At 65.2% G+C, this 25483-nt stretch carries 29 protein-coding genes; 16 read left to right on the top strand and 13 right to left on the bottom strand.

Features of this window, described 5'->3' with window-relative positions:
• The first annotated feature begins 9 nt into the window (after positions 1–9).
• The 8 genes from gap (at position 10) to DRB19_RS04760 (ending at position 8011) form a co-directional block, all read left to right on the top strand.
• Entirely contained in the window at positions 10–1017 is a 1008-nt protein-coding gene (gene gap, locus DRB19_RS04795) for a type I glyceraldehyde-3-phosphate dehydrogenase (protein WP_114184894.1), read from the top strand.
• Between the two features lie 12 nt (positions 1018–1029).
• Complete coding sequence (locus DRB19_RS04790; protein ID WP_114184893.1) at positions 1030–2220, top strand: phosphoglycerate kinase; 1191 nt, start codon at positions 1030–1032, stop codon at positions 2218–2220.
• A 55-nt stretch (positions 2221–2275) separates the two neighbouring features.
• Complete coding sequence (gene fba / locus DRB19_RS04785) at positions 2276–3364, top strand: class II fructose-bisphosphate aldolase (RefSeq protein WP_114184892.1); 1089 nt, start codon at positions 2276–2278, stop codon at positions 3362–3364.
• A 124-nt stretch (positions 3365–3488) separates the two neighbouring features.
• Positions 3489–4139 carry a thiamine phosphate synthase gene (locus tag DRB19_RS04780; protein WP_114184891.1) on the top strand — a complete coding sequence of 217 codons (651 nt, stop codon included), beginning with the start codon at positions 3489–3491 and terminating at the stop codon, positions 4137–4139.
• A complete protein-coding gene (locus tag DRB19_RS04775) occupies positions 4139–5038 on the top strand; it encodes a tetratricopeptide repeat protein (protein WP_114184890.1) in 900 nt (299 codons plus the stop codon). Before DRB19_RS04780 ends, DRB19_RS04775 begins: the two co-directional genes overlap by 1 nt.
• A gap of 86 nt (positions 5039–5124) precedes the next feature.
• On the top strand, positions 5125–5919 hold the full coding sequence (locus DRB19_RS04770) for an inositol monophosphatase family protein (protein ID WP_114184889.1): 795 nt from the start codon (positions 5125–5127) through the stop codon (positions 5917–5919).
• Between the two features lie 104 nt (positions 5920–6023).
• A complete protein-coding gene (locus DRB19_RS04765; protein ID WP_114184888.1) occupies positions 6024–6983 on the top strand; it encodes a flagellar motor protein MotA in 960 nt (319 codons plus the stop codon).
• Positions 6984–6988: 5 nt separating this feature from the next.
• Complete coding sequence (locus DRB19_RS04760; protein WP_170148905.1) at positions 6989–8011, top strand: peptidoglycan -binding protein; 1023 nt, start codon at positions 6989–6991, stop codon at positions 8009–8011.
• An 80-nt stretch (positions 8012–8091) separates the two neighbouring features.
• Here the strand turns inward: DRB19_RS04760 and DRB19_RS04755 are convergent, their stop codons facing one another.
• A complete protein-coding gene (locus DRB19_RS04755; RefSeq protein WP_114184886.1) occupies positions 8092–8274 on the bottom strand; it encodes a DUF3606 domain-containing protein in 183 nt (60 codons plus the stop codon).
• 79 nt (positions 8275–8353) lie between these two features.
• A complete protein-coding gene (locus DRB19_RS04750; protein ID WP_114184885.1) occupies positions 8354–10144 on the bottom strand; it encodes an ABC transporter transmembrane domain-containing protein in 1791 nt (596 codons plus the stop codon).
• 160 nt (positions 10145–10304) lie between these two features.
• Between DRB19_RS04750 and rpmE the strand changes: the two genes are divergently transcribed.
• Positions 10305–10541, top strand: coding sequence for a 50S ribosomal protein L31 (gene rpmE, locus DRB19_RS04745; RefSeq protein WP_114184950.1), 237 nt, complete (start codon positions 10305–10307; stop codon positions 10539–10541).
• 63 nt (positions 10542–10604) lie between these two features.
• Here rpmE and rcdA read toward each other — a convergent pair whose 3' ends face one another.
• Together rcdA and DRB19_RS04735 are read right to left on the bottom strand one after the other, a co-directional pair.
• Positions 10605–11135 carry a protease adaptor protein RcdA gene (gene rcdA / locus DRB19_RS04740; RefSeq protein WP_114184949.1) on the bottom strand — a complete coding sequence of 177 codons (531 nt, stop codon included), beginning with the start codon at positions 11133–11135 and terminating at the stop codon, positions 10605–10607.
• Positions 11136–11438: 303 nt separating this feature from the next.
• Positions 11439–11645, bottom strand: a complete 207-nt coding sequence (locus tag DRB19_RS04735) for a DUF1192 domain-containing protein (protein ID WP_114184884.1) — start codon at positions 11643–11645, stop codon at positions 11439–11441.
• 307 nt (positions 11646–11952) lie between these two features.
• Between DRB19_RS04735 and DRB19_RS04730 the strand changes: the two genes are divergently transcribed.
• Complete coding sequence (locus DRB19_RS04730) at positions 11953–12675, top strand: DUF1013 domain-containing protein (protein ID WP_114184948.1); 723 nt, start codon at positions 11953–11955, stop codon at positions 12673–12675.
• A 52-nt stretch (positions 12676–12727) separates the two neighbouring features.
• Here DRB19_RS04730 and DRB19_RS04725 read toward each other — a convergent pair whose 3' ends face one another.
• Positions 12728–12985 carry a hypothetical protein gene (locus DRB19_RS04725; RefSeq protein WP_114184883.1) on the bottom strand — a complete coding sequence of 86 codons (258 nt, stop codon included), beginning with the start codon at positions 12983–12985 and terminating at the stop codon, positions 12728–12730.
• The gene (locus DRB19_RS04720; protein WP_114184882.1) at positions 12975–14888 is read right to left on the bottom strand and encodes a propionyl-CoA synthetase; all 1914 of its coding nucleotides are present in this window, start codon (positions 14886–14888) and stop codon (positions 12975–12977) included. Before DRB19_RS04720 ends, DRB19_RS04725 begins: the two co-directional genes overlap by 11 nt.
• A gap of 107 nt (positions 14889–14995) precedes the next feature.
• Here DRB19_RS04720 and DRB19_RS04715 point away from each other — a divergent pair, with 107 nt between their 5' ends.
• Positions 14996–15754 (top strand): sulfite exporter TauE/SafE family protein, encoded by a 759-nt coding sequence (locus DRB19_RS04715; RefSeq protein ID WP_114184881.1) that lies wholly within the window; start codon positions 14996–14998, stop codon positions 15752–15754.
• Positions 15755–15845: 91 nt separating this feature from the next.
• On the opposite strand, the gene DRB19_RS04710 is transcribed toward DRB19_RS04715, so the two are convergent.
• The gene (locus tag DRB19_RS04710; protein WP_114184880.1) at positions 15846–16025 is read right to left on the bottom strand and encodes a YdcH family protein; all 180 of its coding nucleotides are present in this window, start codon (positions 16023–16025) and stop codon (positions 15846–15848) included.
• A 199-nt stretch (positions 16026–16224) separates the two neighbouring features.
• Between DRB19_RS04710 and DRB19_RS04705 the strand changes: the two genes are divergently transcribed.
• The 5 genes from DRB19_RS04705 to DRB19_RS04685 all read left to right on the top strand — a co-directional run bounded on the left by DRB19_RS04705 (position 16225) and on the right by DRB19_RS04685 (position 19532).
• Positions 16225–16425 carry a YdcH family protein gene (locus DRB19_RS04705; RefSeq protein ID WP_114184947.1) on the top strand — a complete coding sequence of 67 codons (201 nt, stop codon included), beginning with the start codon at positions 16225–16227 and terminating at the stop codon, positions 16423–16425.
• Between the two features lie 92 nt (positions 16426–16517).
• Complete coding sequence (purE, locus tag DRB19_RS04700) at positions 16518–17009, top strand: 5-(carboxyamino)imidazole ribonucleotide mutase (protein ID WP_114184946.1); 492 nt, start codon at positions 16518–16520, stop codon at positions 17007–17009.
• Positions 17010–17015: 6 nt separating this feature from the next.
• Positions 17016–18095, top strand: coding sequence for a 5-(carboxyamino)imidazole ribonucleotide synthase (locus tag DRB19_RS04695; RefSeq protein ID WP_114184879.1), 1080 nt, complete (start codon positions 17016–17018; stop codon positions 18093–18095).
• Between the two features lie 168 nt (positions 18096–18263).
• A complete protein-coding gene (rpsU, locus tag DRB19_RS04690; protein ID WP_114184878.1) occupies positions 18264–18503 on the top strand; it encodes a 30S ribosomal protein S21 in 240 nt (79 codons plus the stop codon).
• 159 nt (positions 18504–18662) lie between these two features.
• Positions 18663–19532, top strand: coding sequence for a tetratricopeptide repeat protein (locus DRB19_RS04685; protein ID WP_114184945.1), 870 nt, complete (start codon positions 18663–18665; stop codon positions 19530–19532).
• 716 nt (positions 19533–20248) lie between these two features.
• Here the strand turns inward: DRB19_RS04685 and DRB19_RS04675 are convergent.
• From DRB19_RS04675 to DRB19_RS04650, 6 genes are all read right to left on the bottom strand, one after another.
• Positions 20249–20725 (bottom strand): GNAT family N-acetyltransferase, encoded by a 477-nt coding sequence (locus DRB19_RS04675; protein ID WP_114184876.1) that lies wholly within the window; start codon positions 20723–20725, stop codon positions 20249–20251.
• Between the two features lie 66 nt (positions 20726–20791).
• Complete coding sequence (locus DRB19_RS04670) at positions 20792–22189, bottom strand: NAD(P)(+) transhydrogenase (Re/Si-specific) subunit beta (protein ID WP_114184875.1); 1398 nt, start codon at positions 22187–22189, stop codon at positions 20792–20794.
• A gap of 4 nt (positions 22190–22193) precedes the next feature.
• Entirely contained in the window at positions 22194–22631 is a 438-nt protein-coding gene (locus DRB19_RS04665) for a proton-translocating transhydrogenase family protein (RefSeq protein ID WP_114184874.1), read from the bottom strand.
• A gap of 12 nt (positions 22632–22643) precedes the next feature.
• On the bottom strand, positions 22644–23780 hold the full coding sequence (locus DRB19_RS04660) for a Re/Si-specific NAD(P)(+) transhydrogenase subunit alpha (RefSeq protein ID WP_114184873.1): 1137 nt from the start codon (positions 23778–23780) through the stop codon (positions 22644–22646).
• Positions 23781–23847: 67 nt separating this feature from the next.
• Positions 23848–24141 (bottom strand): aa3-type cytochrome c oxidase subunit IV, encoded by a 294-nt coding sequence (locus DRB19_RS04655; protein WP_114184872.1) that lies wholly within the window; start codon positions 24139–24141, stop codon positions 23848–23850.
• 116 nt (positions 24142–24257) lie between these two features.
• Complete coding sequence (locus tag DRB19_RS04650) at positions 24258–25475, bottom strand: glycosyltransferase (protein WP_114184871.1); 1218 nt, start codon at positions 25473–25475, stop codon at positions 24258–24260.
• Positions 25476–25483 lie beyond the last annotated feature (8 nt).

The raw sequence follows: 25483 nt of genomic DNA, 5'->3' as shown, positions 1-25483 counted from the left end.
GCAAAGACTATGACGGTGAAGGTCGCGATCAACGGGTTCGGTCGCATCGGGCGCAACATCCTGCGCGCCATCGTGGAGAGCGGCCGGACGGACATTCAGGTCGTCGCCATCAACGATCTCGGCCCGGTCGAGACGAATGCGCACCTGCTTCGCTACGACTCGGTCCATGGCCGGTTCCCGGCCGAGGTGACGGTCGAGGGCGACTCGATCGTCGTCAATGGGCAGAAGATCAAGGTCACGGCCATCAAGGATCCGGCGACCCTGCCGCATAAGGAACTCGGCGTCGACATCGCCATGGAGTGCACCGGCATCTTCACCTCAAAGGAGAAGGCCTCGGCGCACCTGACCGCCGGCGCCAAGCGCGTGATCGTGTCGGCTCCCGCCGACGGCGCGGACCTTACGGTTGTCTACGGCGTCAATCACGACCAGCTCACCAAGGAACACATCGTCATCTCGAACGCCTCCTGCACCACGAACTGCCTCGCGCCCGTCGCGAAGGTGCTCAACGACGCGGTGGGCATCGAGAAAGGCTTCATGACGACGATCCACTCCTACACCAACGATCAGCCGTCCCTGGACCAGATGCACAAGGACCTCTACCGCGCCCGCGCGGCGGCCTTGTCGATGATCCCCACCTCCACGGGCGCCGCCAAGGCCGTGGGCCTCGTGCTGCCGGAACTCAACGGCAAGCTCGACGGCGTCTCGATCCGCGTTCCGACCCCGAACGTGTCGGTGATCGACTTCAAGTTCATCGCCAAGAAGGCCACCACGAAGGACGAGATCAACTCCGCGATCCAGCGCGCCGCCGAGCAGGAGCTCAAGGGCGTTCTGGCCTTCACGAATGATCCCAACGTCTCCATCGACTTCAACCACAACCCGGCCTCGTCCACCTTCCACATGGACCAGACCAAGGTAATGGACGGCAATCTCGTGCGCGTCATGTCCTGGTACGACAACGAGTGGGGCTTCTCCAACCGCATGGCGGACACCGCCGTGGCCATGGCGAAGCTCATCTGACGGGAGGCCCATATGACCGCCTTCCGCACGCTCGATCAGGCTGACGTCAAGGGCAAGCGCGTTCTGGTCCGGGTGGACCTGAACGTCCCTATGGAAAACGGCCGGGTGACGGATGCGACGCGCATCGAACGCGTCCTCCCGACCATCCAGGAGATCGCCGACAAGGGCGGGAAGGTCATACTTCTCGCCCATTTCGGACGCCCCAAGGGCCGCGATCCCAAAGAGTCCCTGAAACCCGTGGCCGAAGCGGTCTCGAGCCATCTCGGCAAGCCCGTCGCCTTTGCGGATGACTGCATCGGCGGCGCGGCGTCCCAGGCCGTGAACGCCCTGAAGGACGGCGACGTGCTTCTCCTCGAAAACACCCGCTTCCATGCGGGCGAGGAGAAGAACGATCCGGCCTTCGTTCAAGAGCTGGCGAAGCTCGGCGACATCTATGTCAACGACGCCTTCTCGGCAGCTCACCGGGCCCATGCTTCGACCGAGGGTCTGGCCCGCGCCCTGCCGTCCTATGCAGGCCGCACCATGCAGGCCGAGCTGGACGCCCTGACGAAGGGCCTCGAGGCGCCCAAGCGCCCAGTGGTCGCCATCGTGGGCGGAGCGAAGGTCTCGACCAAGATCGACCTGCTCGAAAATCTCGTCAGCAAGGTTGACGCGCTGGTGATCGGCGGCGGCATGGCCAACACCTTCCTGCACGCGATGGGGCTCGGGATCGGCAAGTCGCTGGCCGAGAAGGACTTGGCCGAGACGGCCATGCGCATCTTCGCGCGGGCCCGCGAGACCAACTGCGCCATCATCCTGCCGGTGGACGGGGTCTGCGCCTACGAGTTCAAGGCGGGAGCCCAGAACCACACCTACGGCATCGACGCGATCCCCGAGGACCAGATGATCCTCGACGTGGGTTCGCAGTCGGTCGAGCGGGTGAATTCGGCCATCAACGACGCAGCGACGCTGGTCTGGAACGGCCCCCTCGGCGCATTCGAGATCGCGCCCTTCGACCAGGGCACGGTGGCGGCGGCGCGCCATGCGGCGGAGCGCACCAAGGCCGGCAAGCTCGTATCGGTGGCGGGTGGCGGCGATACGGTCGCAGCCCTCAACCACGCTGGCGTTACGGAGACGTTCTCCTATGTATCAACGGCAGGTGGCGCTTTTCTCGAATGGCTCGAAGGCAAGTCGCTGCCGGGCGTCGAGGCGTTGAAGGCTTAAGGCGCGGTTCAGCTTCGCCACGGTTAAAGAGCAAGAACACAAACGGAGGATTATGATGGCACGCATCACCATGAGGCAGCTTCTGGATCACGCAGCCGAGCAAGGCTATGGCGTGCCTGCCTTCAACATCAACAACATGGAGCAGGCGCTGGCCATCATGGCGGCCGCCAGCGAGGTCGACGCGCCGGTGATCATCCAGGCGAGCCGCGGCGCGCGCTCCTACGCCAACGACGTCATGCTCAAGCACATGATGGACGCGGTCACCGAGATCTACCCGCACATCCCGGTCTGCGTACACCTCGACCACGGCAACGAGCCCGCCACCTGCATGACGGCGATCCAGGCCGGCTTCACGTCGGTGATGATGGACGGCTCGCTGAAGGCGGACGGCAAGACCCCGGGCGATTGGGACTACAATGTGGGCGTCACCAGGAAGGTGGTCGAGATGGCGCATCTCGGCGGCATCTCGGTGGAAGGCGAGCTTGGCGTGCTGGGCTCTCTCGAAACCGGTGAGGGCGAGGCCGAGGATGGCCACGGGGCTGAGGGCAAGCTGTCCCACGACCAACTTCTGACCAACCCGGATGAGGCCGTGAAGTTCGTGGCTGAAACTAAGGTGGATGCGCTCGCCATCGCCATGGGCACCTCCCACGGCGCGTACAAGTTCACCCGCAAGCCCGACGGCGCGATCCTGGCGATGCATGTGATCGAGGAGATCCACCGCAAGCTCCCGAACACCCACCTGGTGATGCACGGCTCCTCGTCGGTTCCGCAGGACCTGCAGGACATCATCAACCAGTATGGCGGCCAGATGAAGCCGACCTGGGGCGTGCCCGTGGAAGAAATCCAGCGCGGCATCAAGAACGGCGTGCGCAAGATCAACATCGATACCGACAACCGCATGGCCATGACCGGCCAGATCCGCAAGGTTCTGTCGGAGAACCCGGGCGAGTTCGACCCACGCAAGTACCTGAAGCCCGCCATGGAGGCGATGACGAAGCTCTGCAAGCAGCGCCTGCAGGAATTCAACACCGCCGGCCAGGCCTCCAAGATCAAGCGCGTCTTCACCCTGGCCGAGATGGCCAAGCGCTACGCCTCCGGCGAGCTGGACCCGACCTTCGGCGCCAGCCGTCAGGCAGCCGAGTAAAAGCATCTTCAGGAAAAGCCGATCAGGCTTTCGCCTCAATCGGGTAACAATAAACGGGGCCTCGCAAGATGGCCCCGTTTTCGTTATGGCGTAGCTGTCTGAAACCTCTCACGATCCGTGGACCATGGCCGAGCCCGCTGCCCGTCTCTATCTCGTCACCCCCGTTCTGACCGATGCCGCCTTCGCGCCGCACCTCGCCGAGGCCTGCGCGTCCGGCAGCGTGGCGGCCGTGCTGCTTCGCCTAGGAAGCGCCGACGAGCGGACCCTCATCAATCACGTGAAAGCCCTCGGCCCCTCGGTTCAGGACCACGGGGCCGCGTTGATCGTCGCCGTGGAGGGCGAGGCGGATCTCGCCACCATCGCGGCCCGGGGCGGGGCCGACGGCGTTCATCTCCAGGGCAACCCTGCCAGCGCCCGGGAATTGCGGGAGAGGCTCAAGGCGGATCGCGCCGTTGGGGCCGGCGGAATCCGCACCAAGGATGAGGCCATGACGTTGGGTGAGGCGGGGGTCGATTATCTGCTCTTCGGGGAGCCGCGGCCGGACGGGTCCGTTCCGGCCCTGGACACGGTGGTGGAGCGGGCCGCCTGGTGGGCCGAGATATTCGAGACGCCGTGCGTCGCCTATGCGCCCGATCTGGCGGCCATTCCGGCCCTAGTCGCCACCCGGGCGGAGTTCATCGCCCTGGGCGATGCGGTCTGGTCCCATGAGGGCGGCCCGGTGAAGGCTGTGGCGGCGGCCGTGGAGGCCATCGGCGACGAGGAAGAGGCCGGCTGATGCGCTCTCCTTTCGTCATCGGTCTTGTGCTCTTCCTGGCCTCCGCCCTGCCGGGTCGCGCCGCCGAGCCTGATCTGGCCTTTGGCGCCTATCAACGGGGCCTCTATCAAACGGCGTTTCGGGAAGCGACGCTGCGGCTCGAGAAGAACCGCAACGATGCGCCCGCCATGACGCTCCTGGGCGAGCTCTACAATCAGGGCCTCGGCGTTCCCAACGATCCCAAGAAGGCCGCCGAGTGGTATCGGCTCGCGGCTGAGCGCGGCGATGCTTATGCGCTCGCCGCACTGGGCCTCATGGCGCTCGAAGGACGGGGCGTGGACAAGAACCCCGCGCAGGCCCGGATCTGGCTGGAGCAGGCCGCCGCCAAGGGCAATCCGATCGCCTCCTACAATCTCGCCCTTATGCTGCTGACGAGCGGCTCCTTCACGGATGTGCAGAAGGCCGTCGAGCTGCTGGAAAAGGCCTCCGAGGCCGAAATTCCGGATGCGCAGCATGCGCTCGGGGTGCTTTACCTCAAAGGCAGCGGCGTGCCGCGGGACGCAGCGGAGGCCGCCCGCCTGTTCGAGCGTGCGGCCCGGAACGGCAGCTCGGTCGGCGAGGTGGAATACGCCATCCTGCTGTTCAACGGCGAAGGCGTTCCGGCCAGCGAATCCCAGGCCGCCCGCTATTTCCGGCGCGCCGCCGCCAAGGGCAACGCCATCGCGCGCAACCGGCTGGCGCGGCTTCTTGCGGCCGGCCGGGGCGTTCCGCAAAACAAGGTGGACGCGGCCGCATGGCACCTTCTGGCTGCCGCGCAGGGGCTCAGCGACCCCTGGCTCGACGACGCCCTCAAGGATTTGAGCGCCGACGACCGCAAGCGCGCTGAACGCCTCGCGGCAGAGCGTCTCGGGATGCGGTGATTTTCGAGCCGCTTGACGTTATCCCCCCGTCGTGGTCCACCCGACCACATTCCCTTCAGGCCGCTTACTATCCAGGACACCTCCGAATGATCCGCTCGCCCCTCATGACCGTCATGACCGATGCCGTGATGAAGGCCTCGCGCTCCCTCAAGCGCGACTTCGGCGAAGTCGAAAACCTTCAGGTTTCCCGTAAGGGCCCTGGCGATTTCGTCTCCGCGGCCGATCGCAAGGCGGAGAAGATCCTGCGCGAGGCACTCGAGAAGGCGCGCCCGGGCTATGGCCTCGTGATGGAGGAGAGCGGCGTCGTCGAAGGCACCGACCCTTCGCACCGCTGGCACATCGATCCCCTCGACGGCACCACCAATTTCCTCCACGGGCTGCCGCAATTCGCCATCTCGGTGGGCCTGGAGCGCGAGGGCCAAGTCGTCGCCGGCGTGATCTACGACCCGGCCAAGGACGAACTCTTCATCGCCGAGCGCGGCAAGGGCGCGTATCTCAACAACCGCCGCATCCGCGTGGCGGCCCGTAACGACATGGCCGACGCAGTCGTGACCTGCGGCATGCCGCATATCGGCCGGGGCGATCACGGCCAATTCCTCCGGGAGACGGCCTCCGTCATGGGCCATGTGGGCGGAATGCGCCGCTTGGGCGCCGCGGCCCTCGACCTCGCCTATGTGGCCTGCGGGCGCGTGGACGCCTACTGGGAGCGTGGCCTCAACACCTGGGACATCGCGGCCGGCATTCTGATGATCCGCGAAGCCGGCGGCTTCGTGTCGGACGCCGATGGCGGCAGCGATCCTCTGGCCAAGGGATCGGTGGCCTGTGGGAACGAGATCATCCATCGCGAACTGCTGAAGCTGCTGAAAAGCGCCAAAGGCTGATATTTTCTGTTCGCCGACGCGCCGCAGCCTGCAGCCGCGCTTGATCGAACGATCCAGCGCGGTCACAGTGGAGCCGTCTCGAAGCACCGGCGAGCAGGATAACGATGCACGACCAACCCCTTACCCCACCGCGGATCTATCTTGTCCGCATGGCGGTCTTTCTGGTTCTGGCGGGGTTCGTCGCCTTCATTCTCTATCGGCAGATCTGGGAAGCCTTTCTGGCCAATCCGGGCCTCAACGCGCTGATCCTGGGCGTCATGCTCATCGGCGCCATCCTGGCTATCCGCCAGGTCTGGCGTCTTTTCCCGGAGGTGCGCTGGGTCAACACGATCCGGCAGACCGATGAAGGGCTCGTGGCCCCGACCAATCCCGTGCTTCTCGCCCCCATGGCGGCCCTGATCGGCAACCGGTCGAGCCGCTCGTTCATGTCCGTGACGGCGATGCGTTCGCTGCTCGATTCGGTTGGCGCGCGCCTGGACGAGAGCCGTGAGATTGTGCGCTATCTGGCGGGCCTTCTGGTGTTTCTCGGCCTTCTCGGCACCTTCTGGGGTCTCATCGACACGGTTGGCTCCGTCGGGCGCATCATCTCGTCGCTCCGAACCGGCCAGGACACCGCCGTTCTGTTCGACGAATTGAAGAACTCCCTGGCCGGCCCGCTCCAAGGCATGGGCCTGTCCTTCTCGGCCTCGCTCTTCGGCCTCGCCGGTTCACTCGTGGTCGGTTTCCTCGACCTTCAGGCCGGACAGGCGCAGAGCCGCTTCTATACCGAACTGGAGGATTGGCTCGCCATCTCCACCACCGACAACACGGACATCGTGAGCCCGTCCGGTCATTCGAGCGACATCGCGATCGCCCTCAACCGCCTCACGGCCGCCGTCAACGACGGGGCTGGCGGACGCGCCTCGACCCAGGCCATGGCGAACCTGGCCGAGGGCGTTCAGGGCCTCGTCCAGCATATGCGCGCCGAGCAGCAGATGATCCGGGACTGGGTGGAGGCGCAGGCCGCCCGGGAGAAGGAGCTGAAGCAGGTGCTCGATCGCCTCACCCGTGAAAGGTTGCCCTGATGCCCATGTCGAGCACGGGAGGCCGCCGTCGCGGTCGAGGGGGCCAGATCAATTACTGGCCCGGCTTTGTGGATGCGCTCTCGACCCTGCTTCTGGCCATCGTGTTCCTCATCTCGGTTTTCATGGTCGGACAGTTCTTCCTGTCCCGCGAACTTTCGAGCCGGGACACGGTGCTCGACCGGCTGAACCGGCAGATCTCCGAGCTCACCGACCTCCTGTCCCTCGAACGGTCGAGCCGGCGCTCGGTCGAGGACAATCTAAGCGCTCTCCAGATGACCCTGCAGGCCAATCAGGCCGAGCGCAATCGCCTTCAGGGCCTCATCGACAGCGGCGGCGTGGCCGAAGCGCGAGCAAACGAGCTAAACACGGCCTTGGAATCGCAGCGCCAGACGGCCAGCCGGGCCATGAGCCAGGTCGAGATCCTGAACCAGCAGATCGCCGCCATGCGCCAGCAGCTGGCGGCCCTGGAGCAGGCCCTTGCCGCCTCCGAGACGCGAGACAAGGAAAGCCAGGCCCGCGTCGCCGATCTGGGCAGCCGCCTCAATGTCGCCTTGGCCCAACGGGTCCAGGAACTCGCCCGCTATCGGTCGGACTTCTTCGGCCGCCTGCGGCAGATCCTGGGCAACCGGCCGGACATCCGCATCGTGGGCGACCGTTTCGTGTTTCAGTCGGAGGTGCTGTTCCCGGGCGGCCAGGCGGTCCTGCGGCCGGAGGCGTCAGGCGAGATGGACCGGATCGCCACTGCTCTGCTCGAGCTCGAGCGACAGATCCCGCCGGACATCCCGTGGGTGATCCGGGTGGACGGTCATACGGACAATCGCCCCATTGCAACCGCGCAGTTCCCGTCGAACTGGGCCCTTTCGGCGGCCCGCGCCATTGCGGTGGTGCAGGCGCTGGTGCAGCGGGGAATTCAGCCCCAGCACCTGGTCGCGGCGGGCTTCGGCGAATTCCAGCCCATTGATCAGGGAACGACGGAAGACGCCTATGCGCGCAACCGGCGCATCGAGCTCAAGATGACGGAGCGCTGAGGCCGGGGCCCTGACGCAATCATCCCGCGACGAAGCGAAGGGTGTTCCTCGCTCGATGCGAGGCGCTGCCTGAGGCGGCTCTACTGGCTTTTGCCCAGCGCCTTGGCGACATCGCTGACGTGGACGCCGACCCGCTTGACGGCTTCCATCAGCTGCTCGCGGGAAATCTGCCACTTGTCCGTCCAGTAGCGGACCTCCCAATCCTCATGAACATTGATGCGGGACGCATCCTGCGGACTTCTCTTGCCCAGATTGTCGGCCATGCTCGCTCTCCCGAATGAAGGAACCGACCTTCGGTCGGCTCTCTCTTAACAGGAAAGTCTAGGACTTTGTTCAACCGGCCTATTCTGCGGCCTCCGCGCGCCCACCCTGGCTGGTGAACTGGAGCCGCGCCAGGCGCGCATAGAGCCCGCTCTGAGCCAGAAGCGTGTCGTGGGTGCCCTCCTCGACAATGCGGCCGTGATCCATCACGAGGATCCGGTCCGCCGAGCGCACGGTGGCCAGGCGATGGGCGATGACGAGGGTGGTGCGCCCCTCCATCAGGCGGTCGAGGGCGGTCTGCACCTTGCGCTCGCTCTCGGCGTCGAGAGCCGAGGTTGCCTCGTCCAGGAGCAGGATCGGCGCATCCTTGAGAATGGCCCGCGCGATGGCGAGACGCTGGCGCTGTCCCCCGGAGAGGGTGACGCCCCGTTCGCCGATCATGGATTCGTATCCTTGAGGCAAGGCCTGGATGAAACCGTCCGCGGAGGCAAGCGCCGCGGCCTGACGCACCGCGTCCTCGGTGGCGTCGGCCTGGCCGTAGCGGATGTTGTCGAGAACGCTCGCGGCGAAGATCGTCGGCTCCTGCGGCACCAGGGCCATGCGCCGGCGCAGCTCAAACGGGTCGGCCCGCTGGATCGGCACGCCGTCGACCAGGATTGACCCGCTCACAGGATCGTAGAACCGGAGCAGCAACTGCAGAACGGTGCTCTTGCCCGCTCCCGAGGGACCGACCAGTGCCACCCGCTCGCCGGGCGCGATCTTGAACGACACCCCATGAAGGGCCGGCTGCTCGGTTCTGGTGGGGTAGAAGAACCGCACATCCTCGAAAGCGACGGTGCCCAGGGGCGGCTGCGGCAGGGCGACCGGGTCCTTGGGCGCCTCGACGGCGGGTTTTGCGGCCAGGATCTCGCCGAGCCTCTCGGCCGCACCGGCCGCTTGGGCGAGTTCCCCGTAAACCTCCGAGAGCTGACCCAGCGAACTCGCGGCGAAGACCGCATAGAGGACGAACTGCGAGAGCCGCCCTCCGGTCATTTCGCCGACCAGAACGTCCTGCGCCCCATACCAGAGCACGCCGACGACGCTCGCCGAGACCAGAAAGATCCCGGTGCCGGTCAAGAGCGCCCGCATGGTGGTGGACATGCGGGCGGCATCGAACGCTTCCTCGGCCGCGGCGGAGAACCGGGAGGCGGTGAGCCGCTCCATCCCGAAGGCCTGCATGGTCCGCACCGCCCCGATGGCCTCCGCCGCATAGGCCGAGGCGTCGGCCAGCCGGTCCTGAGCGGCTCGGGACCGGCGGCGCACGGCCCGGCCGGAGAAGACCAGCGGCAGGACGATGACCGGAATGGCGATGAGCACCAAGGCGGAGAGCTTGGGGCTCGTGATCACCATGAGGATAAGCGCGCCCAGGAACAGGACGGCGTTGCGCAACGCGATCGACACGCTGACCCCGAAGGCGGCCTTCACCTGGGTGGTGTCGGCGGTCAGGCGCGAGACGATCTCGCCGGTCTTGGTCTGGTCGAAGAACGCCGGATCGAGGGACGTGAGATGCCGGAAGACGGCGGATCGTAGGTCCGCCACCACCCTCTCGCCCAGGGTGATGACCAGGTAGTAGCGCATGGCGCTGGCGACGGCCAGAACGGCCACGACCACGATCAGAACGGCGAAATAGGCGTCGATATAGGCCCTGCCCTGGTCCGAGAAGCCGTAATCCACCACCCGGCGCACGGCGATCGGCACCACGAGGGTGGCTGCCGAGGCGACGACCAGCGCCGCAATCGCGGCTGCGATCCGCCCCTTATAGGCCAAGCCGTACGGGATCAGGGGCTTGAGCGAGCTGAGAGCGGCTTTCGGGCGGTTGGAAGGTTCGGCCATCACAGGTTTCGTTACGACAATTCGGGAGCTCAAGGACTTAGCATCTTTCCACCGGCTTGTTTCAAGGTCCTAAGTGAGGTATAGGCGCGCAATCATTCAGACAGGCTCGATCTCAGGCTGCGGTAAGCCAGACTGGCTGGCCGCAAGAAGGACTATGGCAATGGCGCGCAAAGAAACCGACCATCCCGACTACCACATGATCAAGGTCGTCATGACCAACGGCACCGAGTACATGACCCGGTCGACCTACGGCAAAGAGGGCGACACGCTCAACCTCGACATCGACCCGAACACCCACCCGGCCTGGACCGGCGGCCAGCAGCAGCTGCTCGACCGCGGCGGCCGTCTGTCGCGCTTCAACTCGAAGTTCGGCAACCTGGGCCTCGGCAAGAAGTAAGCCGCCGATCCGCAAGGGATCCGGTTGCGAAAAGCCCCGCTTCGGCGGGGCTTTTTCTTTGTCTCAGGTGTGGCTGCCGAAAGCCCGTTCGAGCAGTCCGAGTTGGGCCGAGACGGGATTCGCGGCGATCGGCTCAGGGGCGGCCTGGGGTTCCGAGATCAGCCTTTCCAGGTGGATGATGCGGGCATGGAGCCGCGTCGCGAGGCCCACCAGCTCCTGCAGGCGCGGCGGGAGCGCGTCGAACTCGCCCACCGTGGTGGGGGTGTCCTGCGCCGACAGGCGGACCCGGTTCTTCTCCTCGTGGGCCTGATCGGGGGTGATCTCGCCCTCGGCCACGGCCCGTTGCAGGAGGAGCCAGGAGGCGATCTGCATCAGGCGGGTTGTCAGGCGCATGCTCTCGCTGGCGTAGACGACGCTCAGTTCCCGCGCCATGAGCCGCGAATCCTCGCGCCCGGGGCCGTCCAGATAGGCGGCCGTTTCCTCGATGAGCTCCATGCCTTCCTGGAACAGCACCTTGAAGGCCTCGGAATGCACGAAGCTCTGCCCGAAACGGATCGGACCGGCGCCAAGATTGATCACGTCGGGTTCGCTCACCAAGGGTCTCCAAAGCGCTTCTCGTCCTCGGTCCGGGTCGTCGGACGAGGGCGTGATGTTGTCGTTAGGAGATGATTATAGAGCGCCTTTGCGCCGGATGCTTCGCTAACCCTCGGTTAAGGTTAAACCGGAGGGTGCCTGACAAAAATCGAGCCGCCAGAGGCGGCTCTAAGTCATAACAGGGAGGCGTCAAACAGAGTGGATAGGAGCCACTCGGCATCCAGAGGAAACTGGATAGCCTCATTTATCTCTCGGAAACCTTAAAAAGCCGTTAAACAACGTAACTGAGTGACAAAAAGCGCTTTATTCCTGACCGAGCTTGAAAAAGGCGCTGGCGGCGGCGCGTGAACTCTCCTTGCCGGACCGGGCCTCCTTGAGCCGGGAAATTTCGCGCTCGAGTTGAGCGATGCGCTCGTCGATTTCGTCGATGGACAACATCGACAGGTCTTGTCCGACCTGATGCCCGGCCGCTTGGACGGCCGGTTCGTCGGCGAAGGGATCGAAAGCCATGGCGTCTCTCCTTCTGAACGATCGAGCCGAAAATTAGTGCGGGACGGCCCGTTTGCCAACGCCGGGGCCCTCCGGCTGCCCTGGCCGGAGCGGAGCCCGCCGACACTACATGATCTCACGATCAAAAAGGCATCGGCATGGCCGCATTTCGCCTTTAAAATTTGCAACATCGGGGCACGATCCCTATAATCAACTCGTTTCCCTCACATCGTGAGACGAGATGCTCCGGGTCGACCGGTTCGGAGCGCAAGAGAGTTTTGCCGTGCGGCGCCGCCAGGTTGGCGCCCGGCTTGAAGGAGATTCGGGCATGTCCCAGGGACCGCTGATGCCGAAGGCGACAGCCGTTTGGCTCGTCGAGAATACGTCGCTGTCGTTCGAGCAGATCGCCGATTTCTGTAAGCTCCACCCGCTCGAGGTGAAGGGTATCGCCGACGGCGAAGTTGCGGCAGGCATCAAGGGCCTCGATCCGATCACCACCGGCCAGCTGACCCGCGAGGAGATCGAGAAGGCTCAGGGCAACCCTGACCATCGCCTCAAGATCGCCGAATCCCGCGTGAAGCTGCCCGAGCAGAAGCGGGTCAAGAAGGGACCGCGCTACACTCCCGTGTCCCGCCGCCACGACCGTCCCAACGCGATCCTCTGGCTCGTGCGCAACCATCCCGAGCTGAAGGATGCGCAGATCATGCGCCTCGTGGGCACGACCAAGACCACGATCCAGCAGGTGCGCGAGCGGACCCACTGGAACTCGGCGAGCCTTGCTCCGATGGACCCGGTGACGCTGGGCCTGTGTTCGCAGATCGATCTCGACTTCGAGGTTCAGCGCGCCGCCAAGGATCGTCCGCACGTGGAAGTTCAGGAGACCGGCGGCACCCTGATGCCGGCCGAGGTCTCGACGGCTCCCGAGCGGCGCGACGATCCCTTCGCCGACATGAGCCGTCCGAAGCCCGTCGAGGAAGAGAAGATCGACGTCAATTCGGTTTTCGCCAAGCTCAAGCAGCTCCGGCGAGCGGACGATGAGGACGAAGAGTAAGAATTCGAAAGGCCCGGATCGCTCCGGGCCTTTTCATTTCAAGCTGTCGGGCTCAGTCGCCCCGCTTCGGCTCCCGCCTACGGGGCTTGAGGGGCTTTGTCCGATTTCGCTCGAAGGTCGCCCTGGCTTTGCGGGCGTGTCGCCGGGCCGCCATCCGCGTGCCCTTAGCGGCCTGATGCTCAAGCGCCTCCTCGTCCGTCGTGAGAACCTGCGCCAGCATGGCCTCAAACCGCGCTTGCGCCGCGTCGGCAGCCTGTGTGACGTCCTCGGACCCACACCGCCCCGATCGGGCTCGCGGCTCATCCCGCAAGCCCCCTGCCCCGCAGGGCCTCACCGATTTCGGAGAGGATCATCGGGTCGTCTATGGTGGCTGGCATCGTCCAGGAATCGCCGTCGGCGATCTTCTTCATGGTCCCGCGCAGGATCTTGCCCGACCGGGTCTTGGGCAGGCGCCCCACCGTGATGGCGAGCTTAAAGGCCGCCACGGGCCCGATCTTCTCGCGCACCAAGCCCACGAGCTCCGTCTCGACCTCCGCAGGCGGGCGGTTGACGCCGGATTTCAGCACCACGAAGCCGCAAGGCACCTCACCCTTCAGCGCGTCCTTGACGCCGATCACCGCGCATTCGGCCACTGCCGGGTGAGAGGCCAGCACCTCCTCCATGCCGCCGGTGGACAGGCGATGGCCCGCCACGTTGATGATGTCGTCAGTGCGACCCATGACCCAGACATAGCCGTCCTGGTCCAGATAGCCCGCATCCGAGGTGGTGTAGTAGCCCGGGAACACCGAGAGATACGCTTCCCGGAAACGCTGGTCCGCGTTCCACAGGGTCGGCAGGCAGCCCGGAGGCAGCGGCAGCTTGATCACGATGGAGCCCATCGTGTCGGGCGGAACGGGCTTCCCGTTCTCGTCGAGAACGTCGAGCACGTAGCCCGGCATGGGAACGGTGGGCGAACCGTACTTGACCGGCAGAGCCCCGAGCCCGATGGGATTGCCCGCGACCGGCCAGCCGGTTTCGGTCTGCCACCAATGGTCGATGACCGGCACGTTCAGCACCGATTCGGCCCATTTGATCGTGTCAGGATCCGCCCGCTCGCCCGCGAGGAACAGAGCCCGGAATCGCGACAGGTCATGACCTTTCAGCAGGGTGGCGTTTGGATCTTCCTTGCGGATGGCCCGGAAGGCCGTCGGCGCCGTGAACATCGTCACGACCCCATGCTCGGCGATAACCCGCCAATACGCGCCCGCATCCGGTGTGCCGATGGGTTTGCCCTCGTAGAGAATGGCGGTCGCGCCGTGGAAGAGCGGCGCATAGACGATGTAAGAATGGCCCACCACCCAGCCCACGTCGGAGGCCGCCCAGAAGACCTCGCCGGGCTCGACGCCGAAGAAGTGGCGCATGGTCCATTTCAGCGCGACCATGTGGCCGCCGTTGTCCCGCACCACGCCCTTGGGCTTGCCGGTCGTGCCCGAGGTATAGAGCACATAAAGCGGATCGGTCGCCGCCACCGGCACGCACTCCGCCTGGCGGCCCGCGGCGCGGACGCCTGCAACCGCCTCGCTCCAGTCGCGGTCCCGGCCCTCGACCAGGGACGCGGCGAGTTGCGGACGCTGGAAGATGAGACAGGCCTCGGGCTTGGCCGTGGAGAGCGTGATCGCCTCGTCCAAGAGGGGCTTATAGGGAATGACGCGGGCTCCCTCGATGCCGCAGGAGGCGGACAGGATGAGCTTGGGCTGTGCGTCCTCGATACGGGTAGCGAGCTCCTTCGGGGCAAAGCCGCCGAAGACCACGGAATGGACCGCGCCGATGCGGGCGCAGGCCAGCATGCCGACGGCCGCCTCCGGGATCATCGGCATGTAGAGGATGACCCGATCCCCCTTCTCGACGCCGAGGTCCTGCAAAAGGGCCGCGAGCGTCGCGACCTCGTCCCGCAGCTCCGCATAGGTCAAGGTGCGCTTTGTGCCCGTCACCGGACTGTCGTAGATGATCGCCGCCTGATCGCCTCGCCCGGCCACATGCCGGTCGAGAGCGTTGTGGCAGGTGTTGCACTCGGCGCCTACGAACCAGCGGCCATAGGCGCCGGCCTCGGCGTCGAACACCTTGTCGGCGGGCTTGATCCAGTCGATCTCCCGCGCCGCCTCCTCCCAGAAGCGCACGGGATCGGATTTCCAGCTCGCATAGACGTCGTGATAGCGGCTTTGGGTTGATGTCATGGCGTTACCCCGTTGTTCTGACCGCATGAGACATGAAAGCCTTGCCGTGGTAGCAGGCAATCGCGCCGCGGTCAGGGGCGACTTTCGGCGAGTTTCTGCGGGTTTTCATGATCACTGATCCCCTTTTCTATGCCGCCGCCATCCCGGCGGTCGTGCTTCTCGGGCTCGCCAAGGGCGGCTTCTCGGGACTCGGGCTTTTGTCCATGCCCCTGCTCTCCCTTGTCCTCTCGCCGGTGCAGGCTGCGGCCATCATCCTGCCGATCCTGCTGGTGCAGGACGCCGTCTCCGTGTGGGTCTATCGGCACTCCTGGGACCGGCGGAACGTGATGATCCTGGTTCCGAGCGCAATCCTGGGCACCGGCACGGGCTATCTTCTGGCGGCGCAGGTCTCGGACGCGGCCATCAGACTCGCGGTCGGGTTGATCGCGGTCGGCTTCGCGCTGCGCCGAATTGTCCTGGAGCGCCGCAAGACCCCGCCTGCGCCTACGCGCTCCGATGTGCCCCGCGGAATCTTCTGGGGCTGGGTCACGGGCTTCACGAGCATGATCGCCCATGCGGGCGGGCCTCCCTTCCAGATCTACGTGATGCCGCAGCGGCTGGCCCGGGACGTGTTCATCGGGACCGGCGCGATCTTCTTCGCGGTCAACAACTGGATGAAGGTGCCGCCCTACTTTGCCCTCGGCCAGCTTACGCCTGAAAACCTCGCCACCGCCGCAGCCCTGTTCCCGCTCGCCATCGCGTCCACATGGGCGGGCGTGCGCCTCGTTCGATACGTGTCGGGCGAGCGGTTCTACACCCTCGTGTATGGGCTGTTGATCGCGGTTGGCGCGAAGCTCATCGTCGATGGAGCGGGCATGCTTCTCTAGAGCGTCAGGCCGGCAGCAAAAAAGCCGCCGCTTCTTCGAGAAACGACGGCTTTACTCGGGAAATGTACAGGGAAGGTGAGGCTTTGCCTGGTTAATGCACCACCGTGTTGTCACGCAGCCTGGCGATCTCGTCCTTGAGCTGAAGCTTCCTGCGCTTGAGCTCAACAAGTCTGGTATCGTCCAAAGACGGGTGGTTCAGAGCATCCTGAATTTCGCGCTCGAGCGCCCGATGCTTCCGTTCGAGTTCCGTCAAATGGTTCTGTAACGCCATGTCGGTCCCTCCTATTCGATATTCCGACAGGCCGAATGTGACACGCAGAGTGTGGCGAGTCGAAGGCCAATATTGTTACATTTTCGCTGCGCTGCCGCATGAAAGGGCCCGGAATCACCTTGCTCTCCATGAGGCCGAAGGGCATAATTTCGCCCTCTCGCCGGATCGCCCGGAGCGGATCGGCCATCTGGATCTTTCAATGACAGAAACGCTTGAACTGGAATCGGAACTCGCCCGATTGAAGCAGGAACATCGCGACCTGGACATGGCCATCGAGGCTTTGGAGCGCATGGTCGCGGGGGATCAGCTTCAGATCCAGCGCCTGAAGAAGCGCAAGCTCGGCCTCAAGGACCAGATCATCCAGCTCGAAGACCAGCTCACGCCCGACATTATCGCCTAAGAATTGTCAGGGCTGCGCGCTCCCGGCCTTGCTTGGCCGAGAAGCCTTCGCTATTCCGCCATTATCCAGAGGCCGTCAGCCGGAGCGACATCATGGCGGGAGCCCCCGTTGCCATCATCATGGGCAGCCAGTCCGACTGGGCGACCATGCGCCATGCGGCCGAGACCCTGGAGGCTTTGGGCATCGCCTTCGACGCCCGCATCGTCTCCGCCCACCGCACGCCGGATCGCCTCGTCAGCTTCGCCAAGTCCGCCAAGGCGGACGGATTCAAGATCATCATCGCGGGCGCGGGCGGCGCGGCGCATCTGCCCGGCATGACGGCCGCCATGACGCCGCTGCCGGTCTTTGGCGTGCCGGTGGAATCGAAAGCCCTCTCGGGCCAGGACAGCCTGCTGTCCATCGTGCAGATGCCGGCCGGCATTCCGGTTGGCACCCTGGCGATCGGCCGGGCCGGAGCCGTGAACGCGGCTCTCCTGGCGGCGGCGGTCCTGGCGCTCCACGACGAGGCCCTGAGCACCCGCCTGGACAACTGGCGGACCCGGCAGAGCGAGAGCGTCGCCGAGCGCCCCTCCAACGAAAGCTAGACCCCCATGATTCGCCCCGGCAGCACCCTCGGCATCCTCGGCGGCGGCCAGCTTGGGCGGATGATCGCCATGGCGGCGGCGCAGCTCGGTCTGCGCACACACATCTACTCGCCGGACGCCGGCAGCCCCGCCTTTGACGTGGCGGCGGAGCACACGCTGGCGGCCTACGAGGACGAGGCCGCCCTGATCCGCTTCGCCAAGGCGGTGGACGCGGTCACCTATGAATTCGAGAACGTGCCGAGCGCCACCGCCGCGACCTTGAGCGCCCACACACAGCTTGCCCCGAACGCCCGGGCGCTCGCTGTGGCCCAGGACCGGCTCGTGGAGAAAAGCTTCATCGCCGATCTCGGCATCCCGGTTGCGCCCTTTGCGGCTGTCGCGAACGAGGCCGAGCTCGATGAAGCCTTGAGCCGCATCGGCCGGCCCTGCGTGCTCAAGACCCGCCGGTTCGGCTACGACGGCAAGGGCCAGGCGATGATCCGTCCGGAGACGGAGCCAGGCGAGGCCTGGCGGGCTGTCGGGTCGGCGCCCTCCATTCTCGAGGGTTTCGTGCCGTTCGAGCGCGAGGCCTCGGTGGTGGCCGCCCGCACGGCGTCGGGGGACTTCGCAGCTTACGATCTGTGCGCCAACGAGCATCGCAACCACATCCTCGACATCACGCGGGTTCCGGCAGGCGTGTCCGCCCGGACCGAGCAGCAGGCCGTGGACATTGCCCGAGCCATCGCCGACGCCCTGGACTATGTGGGGGTTCTGGCAGTCGAGATGTTCCTCGTGACCGGCGACGGCGGCGAGCGCCTGGTGGTGAACGAGATCGCTCCTCGGGTCCACAATTCAGGCCATTGGACGCTGGGCGGCGCGGCCACGTCGCAGTTCGAGCAGCATGTCAGGGCGGTCTGCGGTTGGCCCCTGGGCGAGACCCGGCGGCTCGGCCGGGTCGAGATGCAGAACCTGATCGACCATGATGTCGATGCCTGGGAGCGCATTCTGACGGAGCCAGGCGCCCATCTGCACCTCTACGGAAAGGCGGAAGCCCGCGCGGGCCGCAAGATGGGCCATGTGACGCGAATTTTCGCCGAGACAACCTGAACCTTTTCAAAACTCGGCAGTTGCCTTAGACGAGCGGCGCTTTTGTCGGAACCAAGCCTGGACAATCGAGGCTTCTTCTGATAATCCCGCCGGCCAGATAGAGGTGCGCATGACGCGCCTCCTTTGTTTTTTTGTCACAATCGAAACGGATCAATACGAGGAATTCGCGTGCAGGTTCTTGTCCGGGATAACAATGTCGACCAGGCGCTCCGCGCTCTCAAGAAGAAGATGCAGCGTGAGGGCATCTTCCGCGAGATGAAGCTTCGCGGCCATTACGAGAAGCCCTCTGAGAAGAAGGCCCGTGAAAAGGCCGAGGCCGTCCGTCGCGCCCGCAAGCTGATCCGTAAGCGCATGCAGCGCGAAGGCCTGCTGCCTTCGAAGCCCCGTCCGACGACGGCGACGCGCTAAGCTTACCGAGCTCAGGCTTGGTCTATCGGTTGTGAATTCAGCGCCCGTCCGCGCAAGCGGGGCGCTGTTTGCATTTGTGGGCCTCTTTTGGCCACCCGTTTTGCGGCTGTTAAGGTTTTCTCGGCAGAGTGGCCTTTCCCCTGAAAATTGGAGACGAAGGTGTTCGCCCCATCGATTCGCCGTTTTGCCCCTCTGAGCCTCACCCTTCTGGCCCTCGGCCTTGCCGGTTGCGAGACCACGAGCCGCGGGGTCGCCCAGCGGATCGCCGTGGTGGAAGAGGACACGCAGGGCACGAGCAGCGTGAACATCGCCTCCCTGACGGACGTGATCCAGCGCAACCCGAGTGATCCGAGCGCCTACAACACCCGCGGCGCTGCCTATGCCCGCGTCGGCCGCTACAGCGACGCGATCACCGATTTCAATAAGGCGGTGCAGATCGACCAGAACTACGCCCCGGCCTATACCAACCGGGCGCTGGCCTTCCGCCAGACCAACCGCAACGAGCAGGCCCTGGCCGATTTCAGCCGCGCCATCCAGGCCGACCCGAATTACGGACCTGCCTATATCGGTCGCGGCAACCTGCTGCGCGCGCAGAACCAGTATCAGGAAGCCCTCAACGACCTGTCGGTGGCGATCCGTCTCCTGCCGGAATCCGCCGAGGCCCTTCATGCCCGCGGCCTGCTCTATCAGCGCCAGGGCCAGCACCCCCAGGCGATCCTCGACTTCGACGCCACCATCGACCGCAATCCCTTCGTGGGCGCGCCCTATGCGGCCCGCGGCCAGAGCCTCGTGGCGACAGGCCAGTTCGACAAGGCGATCGAGGATTTCAACGCGGCCCTCAACGTCAACCCGCAGGACGCCGATTCCTGGGCCTGGCGCGGCGTTGCCTTCGAGCGCAAGGGCGACCGGCCGCAGGCGGTGGAAAGCTTCCAACGCGCCCTCTCCATCGACAACGCCAACGCCACCGCCCGTCAGGGTCAGTCGCGTGTCCAAGGCGGCGGTGGCGGCGTGGCGGGCCTGTTCCGCTGAGGCAGATCTAAGGCTTCGGGCGTGAGGGGGTTCGCGTATATCGCGGACCCTTATTCCAGGCGAATGCGCCGCGCTCTGGCCCTAGATTCCGAACTTACAGAAGACTGTGAAGGACGGCGCGTTCCTTGTGGCCGAGCCCTCAAGATCTCTTGAGGCTCTTGGAAAGCAATTCTCTGATTTCCGGCGTGCAGGCATCCTGCGGCAGGTTTCTTGAGGAAGACCCCAACTCTATCCCGTGCATCAAGGCTAGTATGACGAGCTGGCGCTCACTGAGGCCGACGGAATGGCGGAAGTGAGCCATCATGGCACGGAAGAGTTTCTGATCGGAGCCGAAACCGCATCTTTCCGCAACAGCTGATAAGACGCCCGTCTGCACAGCCCTTCGGGCATGCTCCATAGGCAACGGAGGAGACCGTAATTCAGCTGCCGTGGCGGGCTTGCAAGGCGTGTCGCCGTCGCATCGGGCGCGCGAGATGTTTCGCAGAGCCAAGTCCAGCAATTCTCGGACCCGTTCGTCCGTTGCCGCCCGAGACGAGGCACCGCTTCCCGTTTGCGCGATCGATGGTCCCCACGCAAACGATGCGATTAGGGCGATACAGGCCATAAGCCTGAAACTTCGATTAGTCCCGATCATGCGAGCCTCTCTGTCGCTGGAGCTAATTTGAAACATAGTTCCATCCGGCGCGGCTTCGCAATGTCGGCTTAAGTAAGGTTTCTCACAGTTCCTTCACCATGATCGACACGTAGGGCTCGAAGCCGAACTTGCCGTAGATCCGGCAGGCCGGCTCGTTGGCCGCCAGCGCCCCGATCATGAGGCGCTTCAGGCCCGCCTCCCGGGTCAGGCGCTCGGCCTCCGCCAGGAGCAACTGGCCAATGCCGCGCCCGCGCCATTCCTCGTGGACGATCAGATCCGTGACGGTGCCGTGGCGGCGCACGTCATTGGTGACATAGGCCGCATCCTCATCGAGCGAGTACCCCATGGCCGCCACGACGACCCCGTCCTCGACCGCGAGCACGATCCGGCCCTGACGCTTGGCGAGGCGTTGGAGCAGTTCATCGTAATAGCCGATCGCGCCGCCATAATCCCGGCGACGGTCGCCCGTGAGGTCGGCCTCGTAGACATTGAGCCGGTGGATCAGCTCGATGACCGCATCCCGGTCGGATGAAAGCGCCGTCCGCAACTTAATGGTCATATCCCCGCCTTCATAAAATAAGGCCGGGTCGAACCGGCCTTATCGCATCATCCCGTTTTGGACGGCTCAGAGATTTTTGAGGATTTCGTCCACCATCTTCTTGGCGTCTCCGAAGAGCATCATGGTGTTGTCCTTGAAGAACAGCTCGTTCTCGACGCCCGCATAGCCGGAGCCCATGCCGCGCTTGATGAACAGCACCGTCTTGGCCCGCTCCACGTCGAGGATCGGCATGCCGAAGATCGGCGATTGCGGATCGGTCTTGGCGGCCGGGTTGGTGACGTCGTTGGCGCCGATCACGAAGGCCACGTCGGCCTGCGCGAATTCGCCGTTGATATCCTCGAGCTCGAACACCTCGTCGTAGGGCACGCTGGCTTCGGCCAGCAGCACGTTCATGTGGCCGGGCATGCGCCCCGCCACCGGATGGATGGCGTACTTCACCTCGACGCCTTCGCCCTTGAGAACGTCCGCCATCTCGCGAAGGGCGTGCTGCGCCTGCGCCACCGCCATGCCGTAGCCGGGCACGATGATGACCTTGGAGGCGTTCTTCATGATGAAGGCCGCATCGTCCGCCGAGCCGTGCTTCACCGGACGGGTCTCGACCGCGCCTGCAGCACCACCCGACGTATCCCCGCCGAAGCCGCCCAGGATGACCGAGATGAAGCTGCGGTTCATGCCCTTGCACATGATGTAGGACAGGATCGCGCCCGAGGAGCCGACCAGGGCGCCGGTGATGATCAGCGCGAGGTTGCCCAACGTGAAGCCGATGCCGGCGGCCGCCCAACCCGAATAGGAGTTGAGCATCGACACCACCACCGGCATGTCCGCGCCGCCGATGGGGATGATCAGCGTGACGCCGAGCACGAACGACACCAGCACGATCAGCCAGAAGGCCGCGTAGCTCTCGGTGCGGATGAAGGCGACGAGCAGCACCAGCAGCAGCAGACCGAGGCCGATATTGAGCAGGTGACGCTGCGGCAGCATGATCGGCTTGCCGGACATGCGCCCATCGAGCTTCAGGAACGCGATCACCGAGCCGGTGAACGTGATGGCGCCGATGGCGGCGCCGAGCGCCATCTCGAACAGGGAGCCGCCATGGATGGTGCCCACGGTGCCGATGCCGAAGGCCTGTGGCGCGTAGAGCGCGCCCGCGGCCACCAGAACCGCCGCGAGGCCCACCAGCGAGTGGAAGGCCGCCACCAGCTGCGGCATCGCGGTCATCGGCACGCGCTTGGCGATCACCGCGCCCACGCCGCCGCCGATGCCAAGGCCGAGGATCACCAGGATCCAGCCGCCGAAGCCGGTCGGCGGCTGGATCATCAGGGTGGTGAGGATCGCGATCCCCATGCCGACCATGCCGTACAGGTTGCCCTGCCGGGAGGTGGTCGGGTGGGACAGGCCGCGCAGGGCCAGGATGAACAGGACGCCGGAGACGAGGTAGAGGATCGAGGCTAGGTTCGCCGACATGGCCTCAACCCTTCTTGCGGTACATGGCGAGCATGCGCTGGGTCACCAGGAAGCCGCCGAAGATGTTGATGGAGGCGAGGATCAGGCCCACGAAGCCGAGCGCCCGCGACCAGACCGACCCATCGTCGAAGGCCGGGGCCACGTCGACGCCCACCGCCAGGAGCGCGCCCACCACGATCACCGACGAGATCGCGTTGGTGACCGACATCAGGGGCGTGTGCAGGGCCGGCGTCACCTGCCAGACCACGTAGTAGCCGACGAAGATCGCCAGCACGAAGATGGCGAGGCGGAACACGGTCGGATCGACCGCCCCATGGGTGACCGCTGAGGCGGCGACCGCCACCTGGTCGGCGATGGCCTGGGCCGTTTCGGCCGCCCGCTGGGCGGCGTCCGCCGCGGCTCGGGATTGCTCGACGGCCTGTTCGGGCGTGAGTGCCATGATTGTCCCCCTGTCTCAAACCGTCGGCTGGAAGGCCGTGTGAACGATGGCGCCCTGTCGCGTCAGGCAGGTGGCCTTCACCAGTTCATCGTCCCATTTCACGGCGAGCGTCTTGGTTTCCTTGTCGACCAGCGTCTCGACGAAGGCGTAGAGGTTCTTCGCGTAGAGGCTGGACGCGGTCGCCGCGAGCCGGCCCGGCACGTTGAGGTGCCCGACGATCTTCACGCCGTTGTGGTCGACCACCTGGCCCGGTTGCGCAACCTCGCAATTGCCGCCGCGCTCGACGGCCAGATCCACGATCACCGATCCGGGCTTCATGGATTCCACCATCTCGCGGGTCACCAGCTTGGGAGCCGGACGGCCGGGGATGAGCGCCGTGGTGATGACGATGTCCTGCTTGGCGATGTGGGAGGCCACGAGCTCCGCCTGCTTGGCGCGGTACTCCGCCGACATTTCCTTGGCGTAGCCGCCGGCGGTCTCCGCCTGCTTGAACTCCTCGTCCTCGACGGCCACGAACTTGCCGCCGAGGCTTTCCACCTGTTCCTTGGCGGCGGGGCGAACGTCGGTGGCGGTGACGACCGCGCCGAGGCGGCGGGCGGTGGCGATGGCCTGCAGGCCTGCAACGCCCGCTCCCATGACAAAGACGCGGGCGGCCGGCACGGTGCCGGCTGCGGTCATCATCATGGGCATGGCGCGGCCATACTCGGCCACGGCGTCGATCACAGCGCGGTAGCCGGCCAGATTGGCCTGGGAGGAGAGCACGTCCATGACCTGGGCCCGGGTGATGCGGGGCATCAGCTCCATGGCAAAGGCCGCCACGTCCGCGTCGGCGAGGCTTTTGAGGGCGGCTTCCTGGCCGTAGGGGTCCATGATGGCGATGACGAGGGCGCCGGACTTGGCGCCCGTCAATTCACCCTCGGCCGGGCGGCGCACCTTCAGGACCACATCCGCGTCCCGCAGGGCCTCCGCGGCGCTGGCGGCGATCGTCGCGCCGGCGGCCTCGAAATCCTGGTCGGGAACGCCCGCCTGGGCGCCGGCGCCGGCCTGGACCGCGACATCGGCGCCGAGAGCCTTGTATTTCTTGACCGTGTCGGGCGTAGCGGCGACGCGAGTCTCCGCTCTGTCGGTTTCGGAGAGAACGGCGATCCGCATCCACAACCTCTTGTTCGGGTTTAAGCGCCTTCGGGTCTTTCCACTTTGAGCCGGGTCGGCAAGCTTATCAATAGAAGATGAGGGCCAGCAGGAGCAGGACGCCCACCGCCGCCGGAGCACGCACGCCGACGGACGGCGCGACAGCCCCGACGCCGCCCGCCACGAGGGACAGGATGACGCCAAAGATCGCCGTCAGCCAGGCATGCTTGATGCCTCCCACCGCCAAAGCCAGCACGTGGCAGATGACGACGGCGGCGCCGATTTCGGCGAACTTGACGAACCCGTGATAGGTCGCCTCGTGGGCGCGCCCATCCATGTCCGGGCTGTAGCCCCCGTGGGATGCGTGTTTTACATCGGCCATGTTCAAAAATGCCCTTTAGAACAACAATTCTTAATTGCTGCGTTTAACCCATGCGCTGCGGAGCCGCAATCACCCCGATGTCATCCGGCGAAAACTTTGTGAACGGGCCGCCTCTGTCATTGTATTCCTAGAAATTCACGCCACTGGGGCAAACACACCGTCTGGAAATCGTACTGCGCAAGAGCGAACTTGCGCGCCTCCTCGGCCATGGCGGCGGAGCGCTCCTTCTCGGCCAGGGTTTCCCGCACCCGTTCGGCCAGGGCCTTCTCGTCGAAAAACGGGAAGAGCCGACCGGTCACCCCGTCCTGGATGACCTCGCGCACAGGCGCGGTGTCCGAGGCCACGATGCGGCATCCCAAGGCCATGGACTCGATCAACGACCAGGAAAGCACGAACGGATAAGTCAGGTAGAGGTGAGCGGAGGAGATCTGCAGGACCTTGATGAACTGGTCGTAAGGCAGGTGCCCGACGAAATGGACCCGCGACCAGTCTACCGGACGCTTGATCTTCTGGCGGAAGATGTCGAGCCAGGATTTCCCCTTGGGGGCGCTCCCCGAATAGCTCACGCCGGCCCCGCCCACGATCACGACCTGGAGGCGCAGGTCGATGTCCAGAATGTCCGGCAGGCTGCGAAGGACGATGTGCGCGCCCCGCATAGGCTCGATGTTGCGGGTGACATAGGTCACCACGGGCGTATTGCGGTCGAGCTTGAGGCCGTCCTTTCCGAGCTGGATCGACATGTCCGGGTTGGGCTTCAGGTTCTGGGCGTCGATACCGTCGTGAATGACGGCGATTCGGTCGCGCAGGTAGTCCGGGAAGGTGCCCTGCTGGTAGCGAGTCGGGGCAACGGCCAGATCAGCCGCATCGAAGGCCCCGAGCTGCATGGCGTTCTTGGCCCTCAGCCGCCAGATCGTCTCCTCGGTGGGAGGCGGGAATTCGGGATCGAAATCCAGGTCCTGACCCTTGGCGGCATAATAATATTCGAAATAGGCCACGTGCCGGGCGTCGGGCCACACATCCTTGAGGAACAGGTTCTCGCCCCATCCCGTATTGACCACCACCACGTCGGGCCGAAACCCCTTTTCGGCCAGCTGGCGCGCCTTGTGGGCAACGCCGTAGGCCCGCCGCATGCGGGGAATGGCCGGCGAGTACCGGTTCTGGAACTGCGCGTCGTCGGGCCCTGGAACGGGCGCGTAGGAATGGTAGGCGATGCCCGGGAGCGCGCAGGTCTTGACCATCCCGATCGCCGTGACCTCGTGGCCGTCCTTGGCGAGCGCCAGGGCCAGACGTCCGAACTGCCCCGGAAAGTTCTGGTGAACGAAAGCGATCTTCATGGCTGCCC

Source organism: Microvirga aerophila, assembly GCF_003332305.1.
Classification (GTDB): domain Bacteria; phylum Pseudomonadota; class Alphaproteobacteria; order Rhizobiales; family Beijerinckiaceae; genus Microvirga; species Microvirga aerophila.
The sequence above is the reverse complement of the archived record's forward strand: the minus strand, read 5'-3'. Positions and strand labels throughout refer to the sequence as shown.